This is a genomic window from Nocardia sp. NPDC005825, assembly GCF_040630175.1.
In the GTDB taxonomy this organism is placed as follows: domain Bacteria; phylum Actinomycetota; class Actinomycetes; order Mycobacteriales; family Mycobacteriaceae; genus Nocardia.
In genome coordinates this window covers 63,199-77,224 of the sequence record NZ_JBEXXC010000018.1, presented here as the reverse complement: position 1 = coordinate 77,224, position 14,026 = coordinate 63,199, and the positions used below count along the sequence as shown (strand labels likewise).

Below are 14,026 nucleotides of genomic sequence, written 5' to 3'. Positions count from 1 at the left end.
CCAGGTGAGGTGGGCTGATTACAAGGTTTACGATGCGACCAGCAAGAATGGGTGGGCAGTAACCATTACCGATAAGACTTTCCGCCCGACCCGTAACCAGCCTGGGGAGTGACGAACCATCGTGGCCGATGACAACAGTGCCGAGCAGACCGCCGCGTTGAGCGAGGAGTCGCTCTCCGCCGCCGCGGAAGCCGCGGAGAAGGCGTTCGCCTCGGCCTCGACCCTGGACGAGCTGGCCACGGCCAAGACCGAGTACATGGGTGGCAAGTCGCCGATCTCGCTGGCGCAGCGGTCCCTGGGCACGCTGCCCAAGGAGGAGAAGGCCGACGCGGGCAAGCGGGTGAACGTGGCCCGCGGCCGGGTGTCGCAGGCCTACGAGTCCCGCCAGGCCGAGCTGCTCGCCGAGCGCGACGCGGCGGTCCTGGTGGCGGAGACCATCGACGTGACCCTGCCCGCCGACCGGCGCGCCGCCGGCGCACGGCACCCCATCTCGGTGCTGTCCGAGCGGGTCGCGGACGTGTTCGTGGCCATGGGCTGGGAGGTCGCCGAAGGCCCCGAGGTCGAGACCGAGCACTTCAACTTCGACGCCCTGAACTTCCTGCCCGACCACCCGGCCCGCACCATGCAGGACACCTTCCACATCGCGCCGGAGGGTTCGCGGCAGGTGCTGCGCACCCACACCTCGCCGGTTCAGGTGCGCACCATGCTGTCTCGCGAGCTGCCGATCTACGTGGTGTGCCCGGGCCGCACGTTCCGCACCGACGAGCTGGACGCCACCCACACCCCGGTGTTCTCGCAGATCGAGGGCCTGGCCATCGACAAGGGCCTGACCATGGCGCACCTCAAGGGCACCCTGGACGGTTTCGCGCGGGCGCTGTTCGGCCCGAACACCACCACCCGCATGCGGCCCAGCTTCTTCCCCTTCACCGAGCCGTCCGCCGAGGTGGACGTGTGGTTCGAGGACAAGAAGGGCGGCCCCGGCTGGGTCGAGTGGGGCGGCTGCGGCATGGTGAACCCGAAGGTGCTCATCGCCAGCGGCATCGACCCCGAGGTGTACAGCGGCTTCGCGTTCGGCATGGGCCTGGAGCGGACCCTGCAGTTTCGCAACGGCCTGCCGGACATGCGCGACATCGTCGAGGGCGATGTGCGGTTCACGCTGCCGTTCGGCATCCAGTCCTGACCTGACCCCGATACGAGGAAGCGAAACGTCAAGTGCGAGTAGCTCAGTCCTGGCTGACGGACATCCTGCAGCGGACCACCCCCGGGTGGTCGGTGACGGCCGAGGAGCTCGACGCGGGGTTCGTCCGGGTCGGTCTCGAGGTCGAAGAGGTCGACCATCTGGCGCCCATCGGCGGTGACATCGACAAGCCGCTGGTGGTCGGCCGGGTCGCCGAGATCACCGAGCTGACCGAGTTCAAGAAGCCGATCCGCTTCTGCAAGGTCGACGTCGGCAACCCCGAGCTGCAGGAGATCGTCTGCGGCGCACGGAACTTCGCCGTCGGCGACCTGGTCGTGGTGGTGCTGCCCGGCGGCGAGCTGCCCGGCGGATTCAAGATCGCGTCGCGGAAGACCTACGGTCACACCAGCAACGGCATGATCTGCTCGGTCGCCGAACTCGGCATCGGCAAGGACCACAGCGGCATCCTGGTGCTCGAGCCCGGCACCGCCGAGCCCGGCGCGGACGCCAACGAGCTGCTGGGCCTGGGCGACACCATCATCGAGCTGGCCATCACCCCCGACCGCGGTTACGCGTTCTCCGCGCGCGGCCTGGCGCGGGAGCTGGCCTGCGGCTTCGACCTGGAATACGGCGACCCGGCCGTGCGCCTGCTGCCCGACTCCGAGACGCAGGCATGGCCGGTGAAGATCGAATCCGAGTCGGGCTGCACGCGTTTCGCGGTGCGCCGCGTCACCGGAATCGACCCGAAGGCCGTGAGCCCGTGGTGGCTGCAGCGCCGCCTGCTGCTGTCGGGCGTGCGCCCGATCTCCCCGGCCGTGGACGTCACCAACTACGTGATGCTCGAGCTCGGTCAGCCGCTGCACGCCTTCGACGCCGCCAAGGTCCGCGGCGGATTCGTGGTGCGCCGCGCCAACACCGGTGAGACCCTGCGCACCCTCGACGAGGCCGAGCGCACCCTCGACGCCGAGGACGTGATCATCGCCGACGAGTCCGGCGTCATCTCGCTGGCCGGCATCATGGGCGGCGCGAGCACCGAGGTGTCGGACGCCTCGACCGACATCCTGCTCGAGGCCGCCACCTGGAACCCGGTGGCCGTGGCCCGCACCGCGCGCCGCCACAAGCTGGGCTCCGAGGCCAGCCGCCGCTTCGAGCGGATCGTGGACCCCGAGGTCAATATCGCCGCCCTCGACCGCGCCGCCGCCCTGCTGGCCGAGATCGCCGGTGGCACCGTCGAATCCGTGCTGACCGACGTGCGCGTGCCCACTCCGGCCGTGCGGTCGATCACCATGGACATCGATCTGGCCGACCGCACCGCGGGCGTGCACTACGCGCCCGGCGCGGCCACCCGCCGCCTGCAGCAGGTCGGCTGCGCCATCGAGGTCGGCGTCAGCGAGGCCGGTCATCCGCAGCTGATCGTGACCCCGCCGTCCTGGCGTCCCGATCTCACTCAGCCCGCCGACCTGGTGGAGGAGGTGCTGCGCCTGGAGGGTCTGGACCAGATCCCGTCGGTGCTGCCCACCGCCCCCGCCGGCCGCGGCCTCACCGCCGCCCAGCTGCGTCGCCGCGCCGTGAGCAAGGCGCTGGCGTTCGAGGGCTGCGTCGAGGTGCCCGCCCCGGTCTTCATGCAGGCCGGTGTCTTCGACACCTGGGGTCTGGACGCCGACGACCCGCGCCGCAACACGCTGCGGGTGCTGAACCCGCTCGACGTCGAGCGTGCGGAACTGTCGACCACCCTGCTGCCCGGCCTGCTGGAGATCGCGGCCCGCAATATCTCCCGCGGCCAGCGCGATCTCGCCATCTACGCGATCGGCCAGGTCACCCTGCCGACCGAGCGGACCGCGCCGGTCGGGCTGCTGCCCGTGGATCGCCGCCCGACCGACGACGAGATCCAGGTCCTGCTCGACTCGCTGCCCGAGCAGCCGACCCGCGTCGGCGCGGTCCTCACCGGCCGTCGCGAGCCGCGCGGACCGTGGGGCCCCGGCCGCCCGGTCGAGGCGTCGGACGCCTTCGCCCTGGTCGACGCGATCGCCGAGGCCGCCGGTCTGACCATCGAACGCCGTGCGGCGCAGTTCCTTCCGTGGCATCCGGGCCGTTGCGCCGAGCTGCTGGTGGACGGCGTCGTCGTCGGCCACGCGGGCGAACTGCACCCGGCTGTGCTGGAGCGTTCCGGCCTGCCGCCGCGCACCTGCGCCTTCCAGCTCGACCTGGACGCCCTGCCGCTGCGCGAGATCCGGCCCGCCCCGGTGGTTTCCGCGTTCCCCGCGGTGCTGCAGGACGTCTCGGTCAGCGTCGACAAGGCCGTTCCCGCTGTGACGGTGGAGCACGCGCTGCGCACCGGCGCGGGCGAGCTGCTCGAGGACATCTCCCTGTTCGACGTGTACGAGGGCGCGCAGGCGGGTGAGGGCCGCAAGTCGCTGACCTACGCCCTGCGCTTCCGGGCCACCGACCGCACCCTCACCGAGGACGAGGCCAGCGCCGCCCGCGACGCGGCGGTCGCCCGCGCCGCGGACGCGGTGGGCGCGGTGCTGCGCGGCTGATCCCAGTCCCTACCGAAAGGGCCCCGATCCTGGTGGATCGGGGCCCTTTCGGTATGAATGAACCATGTGGCATCCGGCGACGTTCGTCCTCAACGCGCTCAGCTACCAGCCGGGTGAGCGGGGAATCGCGATGACTCCCGACATGTTCGGGCTCGCCTACGCGGACCTGTACCTGCGGACCTCCGACGGGGAGACCGTCAACGCGTGGTTCGTGCGGGCGGTGGGGGAACCGGTGGGGCACATCCTGTTCGCGCACGGAAACGGCGGGAACCTCGGGGATCGGTCGCCGATGCTGGCCATGCTGGCGGCGGCCGGATTCGATGTGATGGTCTTCGACTATCGGGGGTACGGGCGCAGTACCGGGCGGCCGGGTGAGAGCGGGACCTATCGGGATGTGCGGGCCGCGCGGGCGGCGCTGCTGGCGCAGCCCGGGGTGGATGCCGAACGGGTGGTGTATCTGGGCAAGTCGCTCGGCGGGGGAGTGATGCTGGAGTTGGCGAACGCGGTGCCGCCCGCGGCGTTGCTGCTCATGTCGACGTTCACGAGCATGCGGGACGCGGCGACGGCGGTGTATCCGTTCCTGCCGAAGGTCTTCGTGCCCAACGCCTATCCGAGTCTGCAGCGGATTCGGCGGTTGCGTTGCCCGGTCCTGATCATGCACGGCGACGCGGACGAGCTGTTGCCCGTGCGGATGGGGCGGGAGTTGTTCGCGGCGGCACCGGAGCCCAAGGAGCTGGTGATCTATCCGGGCGGGCTGCACAACAATCTGATCGGATTCCCCGGCTGGGCCGAGCGGGTCGCGTCCTGGGCGGCGGGCGTCCTACCGCCCAGGCGGCTCATTTCCGGATGATATTGGCGAGGAACTCGGCATTGCCGCCGGTCTTGCGCAGGCCGTCGAGGAGCAGGTCGAGGGCGCGCTGATCGTCCAGATCGGCGAGCGTGCGGCGCAGGGTGGCGACGGCCTGGCGTTCGGCCGGATCGAGCAGCAGATCATCGCGGCGGGTGCTGGACTTGGCGATGTCCACCGCCGGGAAGACGTGGCGGCCGGCCAGGGTGCGGTCGAGCTTGAGCTCGGCATTGCCGGTGCCCTTGTACTCCTCGAAGATGACGGTGTCGGCGAGCGAACCGGTTTCGACGAGCGCGCTGGCCACGATGGTCAGCGAGCCGCCGTTCTCGATATTGCGGGCCGCGCCCAGGAACCGCTTGGGCGGCAGCAGCGCGGTGGAATCCACACCGCCGGAGAGGATTCGGCCCGAGGCCGGTCCGGAGGTGTTGTAGGCGCGGGCCAGCCGGGTGAGCGAGTCGAGCAGGACGACGACGTCGCGGCCCTCCTCGACCAGGCGCTGCGCCCGTTCGATGGCCAGCTCGGCCAGTGCGGTCTGCTCGGCGGGGGAGTGGTCGAAGGTGGCGGCGACCACCTCGGCGGGGACGCCGCGCGACAGGTCGGTGACCTCCTCGGGGCGCTCGCCGACCAGCACCAGCATGAGATGCGCCTCCGGGTGGTTGACGGCGATGCCGTGCGCGATCGATTGCAGCACAGAGGTTTTGCCCGCCTTCGGCGGTGCGACGATCAGTGCGCGCTGGCCCTTGCCGATCGGCATGATCAGGTCGGTGACGCGGGTGGTGAGCTTGTTCGGCTGGGTTTCCAGCCGCAGCCGCTCGTTCGGGTGGATGGGGGTCAGGTCCCGGAAGTGCGGTCGCGCGCCCAGCTCGGCGGCCGGTCGGCCGTTGACGGTGTCGACGCGCACGAGGGGAGCTTGCTTGCCGCCCTTGGGATTCGGCTGTGCGAGTCCGGCGACCAGGTCGCCGCGGCGCAGTCCGTGCGTGCGGATCAGGCGGGCCGGGACGTGGACGTCGTGCGGGCCCGGCAGGTAGCCGTCGCGGCGCAGGACGCCGGTCTGGCCGTGCAGGTCCAGTATTCCCGTTGCGGGAGTGAGTGTTTCGATGTGGTCGAGGGCCGGGGTCGGATCGGTGGATACGACTGGGGGCCGGATTTCGGTGGTGGTCATGATGTTTCTCCTTGGTGTGGCCGGATACGGCCGAGGGCGGTGGATGACCGCGGATGAATATCGAGTGATCACCGCATGGGCGGGATCTGCTCGGTGAGGAAGGAAATCGCGGTGGGAGGGACTTGCGTCTACCTACGTCCACGGGATCGCGACGCCACCACGGTACGTCACCCCGCGGGGCGCGGTCAATGCGTAGCCTGGAACCCATGAGCGATGCCCAGGAACTCGCGGCGTTGTTGGCGCAGCTGCCGGACGCCGAACTCGCGGGTGTGGTCGGGGCCGCCACCGAGGGCCGGGCCGGTCTGGCCGCCCTGCACGCGGTGGCGCGATCCCTGGCCGACACTCTCGGTCATGCCCCGGATGTCATCGATGTGACTCCTGACACCCTGCCGGTGGACGGCTATTCACAGTCTGAGACGGTCGGGGGATCCGGGCAGGTCGGAGCGGGTCCGGTGGCGACCGGGATACCGGTACCGCCTGCGGGTATCCCCACCGCGCCCGCGGTCGGCGGCTATACCTCCGCCGGCGTCCCTACTTTCGAGTCAGTTCGCGATAAGGTCGAGCAGCGCTACGGGACCTCGCAGGGGATGGGCGAGCTCGATCGGCAGACACCAGTGGGCCGTAGCGTAGAGGAACAGTGGGAAGCGCGAGCCGAGGCCGCGCGGGAACGACTGGATCGCATTCGAAAATCGATGCAGGGCAACGATTCCGAGTAGGTCCGGCGTTCCGTCTGAGATTGGGTGGAACCTTTGACCGAGCCGCGCGAAATTGCCGAGAAACTGCTGGATCTCCAGGTCGACTTCATTGTCGCCGAGGTCTCCGGCGACCGCTTCGCCGAAGTGATCGCCCGCGATGTGGAAGCGGTGATCGGCGTCGCCGACACCATCATCTTCCGCGACGTGGTCGAGATCGATCAGGCCAAGCAGACCGTCGCGAATGTCATCGACCTCATCGGCGGCAGCCCGGTGCTGGGCGAGATGGTCGGCACACTGGCCGACACCCTCTACGAGGACATCGCCGGGAACACCGAGTACACCCTCGGCGACGTGGTCGACCGGGAGCCGGTCGAACAGCTGCTCGAGAAGATCTTCGGCATGCACCAGGCCCAGGAACGCATCCTGGAACGCCTCACCGAGAGCCCCCTGGTCGCGACCGTGGCCGCCAAGTTCGTGGACAAGCTGGTCGACGACCTCATGGAGACCAACCAGCAGATGGCCGCGAAGATTCCCGGCCTCGGCTCGCTGGTGTCGATGGGCACCAATGCCGCCAAGACCGCGCGCAAGGCGGCAGAGAAGGCCGGCGGCACCTTCATCGGTGAAATGGCCGGGAAGGGAGCGCAATTCGCGCTCAAGCGGACCAACAACGCCATCCGCTCGATGCTGCGTGACGCGCCCGTGCACGACGCGGCCATGGAGTTCTGGGACCTGCACGCCGGGGAGCCGGTCAGCGGCCTGCGCGAGTACCTGTCGCAGCAGGACCTGAAGGATCTGGCGCTGATCATCCACCAGATCGGGGTGACCACCCGCAACAAGGAATATGTCGGCGTGCTGGTGGACCAGGGCGTCGAGGTGTTCTTCGAGAAGTACGGCGACCACACCCTCGCGGCCATGCTGCCCGAGCTGGGCCTGTCCGAGGCGGTCATCGCCGAGGAGATCCTGCGCTACGGCCCGGCCGTGGTGGAGGCGGCGAAGCGCAACGGCGTGCTGGCCAAGCTGATCCGGGAGCGGCTGGAGCCGTTCTTCCTGTCCGAGCCGGTGCTGGCGGTGCTCGCCGGGAACTGACGCCCGAATCCCGACACGGGCCGTACGCGGAATCGCGTGCGGCCCGGTGTCATTCCCGGGGTGGTAGTGCGGTTCATTCCCGGAAGGGCTTCGGCGCTCATTCCCTGGAGGGAATCGCGGACGGTGTCGATTCCTCGCAGACTCATGGTCATGACGAACAACGACATCGACCTGAACGACATCGCCGCCCGGTACCTGGCCCAGTGGAACGAATCCGATCCGGAGGCGCGCCGCAAGCTCATTCGCGACCTGTGGGCCGAGGACGGCGCGCAGATCCTCGTCGATCCGCCCGAGGACCTGCGCACCGCGGCCGCCGAGCTGAACTTCCCGATCCCGGCCCTCGAGGTTCGCGGCCACCACGCGCTCGAGCGCCGCGTGGAGCGCGCCTACGACATGTTCATCGGTACCGGCCACCGCTTCGTGCAGCGCGGGCAGACGACGACGCTGCTGAACCATGTCATCGCCATCACCTGGTCGATGGTGACCGAGGACGGCGCGGTGGTCGGCGGCGGCCTGGATGTGCTGGCGCTCGACGAGCACGGCCGCATCCGCACCGACCATCAGCACATCGCGATCGCCTGACGAAGCGGACGAAAGCTGTTGTGTGACAGGCGAATAGGTGAGCATGCACGTCCGGCTCTTCGAAGTCGAACTGCCGCAGCGGCCGTGGAGGATCTACTCGCTGGTGCCCGTCGGTTGAGCCGGGCTCATGGCGAAATGCTGGCGGTAGCGTTCGGGCGTCGTGGCCAGGCGGCGAGTGAACACCCGGTGCAGGGTCTCCCCGTGGCGGTAGCCGACCTGCCGGGCGATCGCACCGATGGTCAGTTCGGTCGACTCGAGGAGTCGGCGGGCGGCCTCGACCCGCAGATCCTCCACGAACGCCGCTGGCGTGCAGCCGGTTTCGGTGCGGAAGGCGCGGGCGAAATGACGTTCGCTCATACCCGCGCGGGCGGCCAGCCCACTCACCGTGAGTTCGTCGCCGAGGTGATCGGGCAGCCACTGCTGCACGGCCCGGATGGCGGGCGTGCGGGCGGGCTGGCTGCGCAACTGGGCGCTGAACTGGGCCTGGCCGCCCGGGCGGCGGGTGAACACCACGTACACCCGCGCGATCATGGCGGCCGTCTCGCGACCGTGGTCGTCCTCGACCAGGGCCAAGGCCAGATCGACGCCCGCGGACATGCCCGCCGAGGTCCAGCGATTGCGGTCGCGGACGTAGATGCGATCCGGTTCGACCGTGACCCGCGGATAGCGTTGGGCGAGTAGGGCGGTCGAACCCCAGTGGGTGGTGGCGCGATAGCCGTCGAGCAGGCCCGCCGCGGCCAGCAGCAGCGCGCCCGCGCACACCGAGGTCACCCGACGGGCCTTGCGGGCGAGGGCGGGCAGAGCGGGGACCACCGCCGCCGCCCCGGGACCGTGGACATCGCCGCCCACCACGATGAGGGTGTCGAAATCGGCTCCGGCGGTGATGTCCTCGAGCGAATGCGCGACGGAGAGGGTCAGCCCGCCGTCGGCCTCGATGGGCAGCCCGCCCGGCGACGCCGTCAGCAGCCGATACGGCAGTGCCGGGGAGTCGCCGTCCGAGGAGTCTGCGGTCTCGCCGAGGGCGCCGGCGGGACCACGCAATTCCGGTGGCAGCCGATCCGGCGGCGTCTCGACGATGGTGTTGAGGAGTGCGAACACATCGAGCGGTCCCGCCAGTTCGGAGATCTGCATGCCTTGGAAGACGACGAAGACGATGGTGCGAGGCGCGGCCACCTCGCGATCATCGCAGTCGACACGGGCGGCTGTCACGGTCAGCTGCTGACCGATCCGGCCGCGTCGCGGGTGGCGTGGCGGTCCAGGAACGGGATCATCAGCGCGGCCACCCGCTCGGGGAACTGGGCGTGCGGATAGTGCCCGCCCTGATCGACCAGCACATACTGGCCGAGCCCGGCCGGCAGGCCCGCCACGATCGCCCGGGCCTCGTCCTCCGGGTGCGGGAAGTCGGGATCATCCGCACCCATGATCACCAGTGCGGGACAGCGAACCTCGGGTAGCCGGGCCGCGGCGTCGGCCGGCGTGGTCTTGCCGGTCTTCATGAACTCCGCCCAGCGGCTGGGCCGCTGCAGCAAGGCGCGCAGTTCGGTGAGGTAGCCGTCGTGATCGGCGGGCGTGGTCGGGTAGGCCACGCCGTCGAGGTACCCGAACCACAGGCGCGGCGACTTCAACAGCTGGGTGCCGATCAGTTCCAGCATGCCGCGGCGGTGACGGCGATCCGCCCACAGCGCCCCGAAATCCACACCCTGGGTGAGCGTGAAGGGATCGATCTCGACGATCGCCGACACCAGCTCCGGCGCCTCGGCCGCCGCGATCGTGGCCGAACCGCCCGACAGCGAGTGCCCGACGATGACCGCCGGACCCCCGAAATGCCGGATGACTCCGAGCAAGTCGAGGGCCACATCGGTGCGGCTGATGGCGGCCTTGCCGGTCACCGACGGCCAGTCCACGCTGGACTGGCCGTGCCCGCGCATGTCGACATTGACCACGCGGTACCCGGCGGCCGCCAGCGGGGCGATCAGATGACGGAAGTCCCGCCGCCAGGTCCCCATCCCGTGCGACAACACCACCAAGGGCCCGGCACCGGTCACGTCACACGCGATCCGCCCGTGCTCGAGCTCTACATACTCGGTCATTTCCCGTTCCTTCCCAGCGATTTGGCTCCGCCGCCGCGGTGGGCGGCATGGAGGAATTGAACGCCGGAAGCCGGGGTTCGGCCGAGAGCTCGGGCAGGGCGGATCAGTGGTGTGGCCGATCCGGTCAGTCGCTGACCGCCCCGACCGGCATCTCGGTCGTCGCCGTCTCGGAAGCCCCGAACCAGGTGGCGAGTGCGTCCCGCAGCGCTGTGGCGGCGGTGTCGGTGGGTTCGTCCGTCGTTGCGGCCCAGGCGATGTGGGCGTCCGGGCGGATCAGGAGGGCGTCGGCGGGGCGGTCGGTGGTGGTGGCGGTTCGGATGTCGACGCGGGCACCCCAGGCCTCGGCGCCCTCGCGCAGGTCCGGGCGATCGGCCAGGATCAGCAGGACGGGCCGGGGTGTGCGCAGGAGTTCGGCGACGGTGGTGTCGCCGTGGTCGGTGCGCAGCGCGAGGTTGGGGGCGAGCGTGCCGGTCAGCGGGTGTTGGTTGGGGTTGGCCAGCGGGTAGCGCAGGTCGGTGCCCGCGATCAGGGCCGCCAGGCGGTGCAGGGCGGGTTCGTCGGTGATCAGCTCCTGGAAGAGTTCACGCAGCGCCTGCGCGGCGGGGTCGTCGCCGCGCCGCAGGGCCGCTTGGGCCTGGGTGTGCATCATGGTGCGCGCGCCCGCGAAATGACGCTCGTCGTGGTAGGTGTCGAGCAGTCCGTCCGGCGCCCAGCCGTCGAGGTCGGCGGCCAGTTTCCACGCCAGGTTGGCCGCGTCCAGCATGCCCGCGTTGATGCCGACACCGGTGGACGGGAAGGCGTGCGCCGCGTCGCCTGCCACGAAATACCGTCCGGCGCGGTACCGGTTGGCCTGCCGTGCCTGGAATTGGTAGCGCGACAGGCGAATCGGGTCGCCCAGCGGCATATCCACGCCGAGGATGCGGCGGATGCTGTCCCGCAGCTCGGCCAGTGTCATCGGCTCGTTGTCATCGGTCTCGCCGGACTCGTCCTCGGTGGTCTGGATCATGACGGTGCCGGGGGCGAGCGACCCCATCGCGAACACGCCGTTGCCCGTACGGGTGAATCCGGCCGCGACCCGGCCCTGCCCCGGAATCTCGAGATCGCCGTTGTCGAGCACGGTCACGCCCTCGGCCACCGCGACCTGACCCAACCGGTTGACCTCCGGATAGGTGGCGCCCGGGAAGTCGATCCCCGCCAGCGCCCGGACCCGGCTGCGCGCACCGTCGCAGGCCACCAGATAGCTTGCGGTGATCCGGTATTCACCCGCAGGCCCCCGAACCTCCGCCGTGACCCCCGTGTCGTCCTGATCCATCCCGGTCACTTCGTGCCCGCGCCGGATTTCCGCACCGAGTTCGGTGGCCCATTCGTCGAGCAGCTGCTCGAGTTTCGGTTGCGGCAGATGCAGCGCGCGCAGCGGCGAATCCGCCAGCGGGCTGAAGTCCACGTGCAGTCCGCCGAACGGGAGCGCCGCGATCGGACCCGCCGGTGTGGCGATCGCCTCGATGCGCTCGGACAAACCGCGGTAGTCCATCAGTTGCAGGATCTGCCCGCTGAAACCGTTGGCCTTCGGCACCGTCCGCAACTGTGGCTGCCGCTCCAGGAGGATCGGCCGCACCCCGGCCAGCCGCAGTTCGGCGGCCAGCATCAGACCCGTCGGGCCCGCACCCACGATGATCACGTCGGCATCGGTTCTACGCACTCGCACTACTCCGTTTCCGTGGGTTTTCGCTACGGCCAGCGATTCTGCGGCATCACAGGGGTCTTGTGGCAAGCCCCCCGGTGCGATATATGTTGAAGAGGGAAGTGGTTAGACCCACCTCCCCACTCCGACCGTCCGCAATAGCCGGGCGGTTTTTTCGTCTGCCGGCCCAGATGGTGTAGCCGCTCTCCTTGCGAAATGGCGCGCTGTGGTTACCAGGTTCGGCGGGTATGGGAAGTGGCAAGCGGTTGGTCGAGAGTGCTTGCTTCGGATCTGAAAAGCATTGCATCACAATAGAATTCGGCTATGAACGCCGTTTTTATCACGGTAGAATAGGGGCATGGATTCGAATGGGGTGACACTCGACGACTGCGGTATCGCTGAACTGGCGGCCGCGGTCTCGACCCTGACCGAATCCGTGCAGGGTGGGAGGATGACCGGGTTCTCCGATGGGGATGTTGTGTCGTTGATGCAGCAGCTCGAAACCTGTAAGCGTCAGATGGCTGCGTTGGATACGACCCTGATCATCGAAGCGGGTGAACGCTCTCTGCATTCACGGAGCGGGGCGGGGAAGATGGTGCCGTTCCTGCGGCACACGCTCGGGCTGTCGAAGTATGACGCGTCGGTGCGGGTGAAGATCACCCACCACTGCGGGGAGTTCGTGCAGCAGACGGGTCATGTTGCACCGCCTGTACTTCCGGTGACCGCCGAAGCGTTTGCTGCCGGGGATATCTCGCGTGATCACGTGCGCCACATCATGGACGTGATGAACCACCTGCCCCTCGATGTGCCTGCTGAGGCTCGGGCGGAGGCGGAGCAGATCCTCGTGGACTATTCGCGGAATGGGTGGCCGGATGATCTGTTGAAGATCGGCCGCGACATTCTCGCGCGCCTGGATCCCGACGGGAAGGTTGTGTCCGACGCGGACCGTCGCCGCCGTCGTGGGATCACCCTGTGTCGCCCGGGTGTGGATGGGATGACGCGGATCGAGGGCTGGATCACCCCGGAGCTGCGTGCGTTGCTCGATGCTGCGTTCGCGAAGCTCGCGCGGCCCGGCATGTGCAACCTGGAAGATGCTGAAAGCCCGACCGCGCGTGACGGGTTCATCGAGAATTCGGTGCTGGACGCGGCTGCCGGTCGTGACCGTCGTGATGCGGGTCAGCGCACCCATGACGCTTTGTTCGCGCTGCTGCAGCCCGGTGTCGATGTGAGCGATCTGGGTTCTCACCGCGGTATGCCGGTGCAGGTCGTGTTCACGATGAGCCTGGCCGACTTCGAGACCGGCACCGGGGTTGCGACCACCGCGTCAGGGACCCAGGTTTCGGTCGCGGAGGCGTTGAAGATGGGCGCGGATTCGCACCCGGTGATCGCGGTTCTCGATGGGGACGGGATGCCGCTCTACCTGCAACGGTCCCGCCGCACCGCCAGCGAAGCCCAGCGGTTGGCGCTGCTGGCCAGGGACAGAGGATGTACCAGGCCAGGGTGTGAGCAACCAGCCAGTATGTGTGCAGCCCACCATGTCACCGACTGGGCCAAGGGCGGACCCACTGACATCGATAATTTGGCGTTCGCGTGCGATCACTGCCACGCGTTGATCAATGATGGCCCCGATGGCTGGAAAACCGTTGTGATGGGTAAGGACTCACCGTATGCAGGGCGTGTTGGGTGGATTGCTCCGAAGAGTCTTGACCCGACCGGCACAGCGCGGGTGAACGATCGTCATCACGTGGGGCAGGCGATCGCCGCTGCGATCGATTCCAGTTGCAGGCAGTGGCGTTCACGGGTTGTGTCGAAGCCGAGCCATTCGTGTCCTGCTGGCGTGCGCAAAGCTACGCGGAGTGTGGTCGCGTCGCCTGCCCTGCCGCACTTGGGCTGACGCCGGGCCGGGATCCGTCACCCGCCGATCCCGGCCCAGGGACTGCACGCATCACCTTCTCGGGAGCCACGGAGACCTCCCGACGCCTTCGGCCCTTATGGCGGGATGCTGCACGGCCGAGCCGTAATCGGTCCCGAACAGTGAGGGGCCTCGTAAACTCGGCCACCCCTTCTTTCTCGTGTTCCTACCGGTGGGGGCTGGTGGGTGAGGGGCCTCGCAAGCTCGGCCACCCCTCTTCCTTCTCCAGGCGTCTTTTGTCTTTTGTTCTCTCGAGT

The 14,026-nt window shown here is 68.9% G+C and carries 11 protein-coding genes; 7 read left to right on the top strand and 4 right to left on the bottom strand.

What is annotated here, in order from left to right; translation table 11 throughout:
• The first annotated feature begins 121 nt into the window (after positions 1-121).
• The 3 genes from pheS (at position 122) to ABZ382_RS32590 (ending at position 4,564) form a co-directional block, all read left to right on the top strand.
• A complete protein-coding gene (pheS, locus tag ABZ382_RS32600) occupies positions 122-1,180 on the top strand; it encodes a phenylalanine--tRNA ligase subunit alpha (protein ID WP_357097108.1) in 1,059 nt (352 codons plus the stop codon).
• Between the two features lie 32 nt (positions 1,181-1,212).
• Positions 1,213-3,714 carry a phenylalanine--tRNA ligase subunit beta gene (gene pheT, locus ABZ382_RS32595; protein ID WP_357097106.1) on the top strand — a complete coding sequence of 834 codons (2,502 nt, stop codon included), beginning with the start codon at positions 1,213-1,215 and terminating at the stop codon, positions 3,712-3,714.
• 64 nt (positions 3,715-3,778) lie between these two features.
• Positions 3,779-4,564, top strand: a complete 786-nt coding sequence (locus ABZ382_RS32590; RefSeq protein ID WP_357097104.1) for an alpha/beta hydrolase — start codon at positions 3,779-3,781, stop codon at positions 4,562-4,564.
• On the opposite strand, the gene ABZ382_RS32585 is transcribed toward ABZ382_RS32590, so the two are convergent.
• Entirely contained in the window at positions 4,551-5,723 is a 1,173-nt protein-coding gene (locus ABZ382_RS32585; protein ID WP_357097102.1) for a transcription termination factor Rho, short form, read from the bottom strand. The genes ABZ382_RS32590 and ABZ382_RS32585 overlap by 14 nt on opposite strands.
• A 206-nt stretch (positions 5,724-5,929) precedes the next feature.
• Between ABZ382_RS32585 and ABZ382_RS32580 the strand changes: the two genes are divergently transcribed.
• The 3 genes from ABZ382_RS32580 (at position 5,930) to ABZ382_RS32570 (ending at position 8,086) form a co-directional block, all read left to right on the top strand.
• Positions 5,930-6,439: a hypothetical protein gene (locus tag ABZ382_RS32580; protein ID WP_357097100.1), complete on the top strand. Its 510-nt coding sequence runs from the start codon at positions 5,930-5,932 to the stop codon at positions 6,437-6,439.
• Between the two features lie 24 nt (positions 6,440-6,463).
• Positions 6,464-7,504, top strand: coding sequence for a hypothetical protein (locus ABZ382_RS32575; RefSeq protein WP_357097098.1), 1,041 nt, complete (start codon positions 6,464-6,466; stop codon positions 7,502-7,504).
• 150 nt (positions 7,505-7,654) lie between these two features.
• A complete protein-coding gene (locus ABZ382_RS32570) occupies positions 7,655-8,086 on the top strand; it encodes a hypothetical protein (protein ID WP_357097096.1) in 432 nt (143 codons plus the stop codon).
• Between the two features lie 93 nt (positions 8,087-8,179).
• Here ABZ382_RS32570 and ABZ382_RS32565 read toward each other — a convergent pair whose 3' ends face one another.
• The 3 genes from ABZ382_RS32565 to ABZ382_RS32555 form a co-directional block, all read right to left on the bottom strand.
• Positions 8,180-9,295 (bottom strand): helix-turn-helix domain-containing protein, encoded by a 1,116-nt coding sequence (locus ABZ382_RS32565; protein ID WP_357097094.1) that lies wholly within the window; start codon positions 9,293-9,295, stop codon positions 8,180-8,182.
• A 2-nt stretch (positions 9,296-9,297) separates the two neighbouring features.
• Positions 9,298-10,176 carry an alpha/beta hydrolase gene (locus tag ABZ382_RS32560; protein ID WP_357097092.1) on the bottom strand — a complete coding sequence of 293 codons (879 nt, stop codon included), beginning with the start codon at positions 10,174-10,176 and terminating at the stop codon, positions 9,298-9,300.
• 124 nt (positions 10,177-10,300) lie between these two features.
• Positions 10,301-11,875, bottom strand: a complete 1,575-nt coding sequence (locus tag ABZ382_RS32555; RefSeq protein WP_357097089.1) for an FAD-dependent oxidoreductase — start codon at positions 11,873-11,875, stop codon at positions 10,301-10,303.
• Between the two features lie 340 nt (positions 11,876-12,215).
• Here ABZ382_RS32555 and ABZ382_RS32550 point away from each other — a divergent pair, with 340 nt between their 5' ends.
• Complete coding sequence (locus tag ABZ382_RS32550; protein ID WP_357097087.1) at positions 12,216-13,751, top strand: DUF222 domain-containing protein; 1,536 nt, start codon at positions 12,216-12,218, stop codon at positions 13,749-13,751.
• The last annotated feature ends 275 nt before the right edge of the window (positions 13,752-14,026 follow it).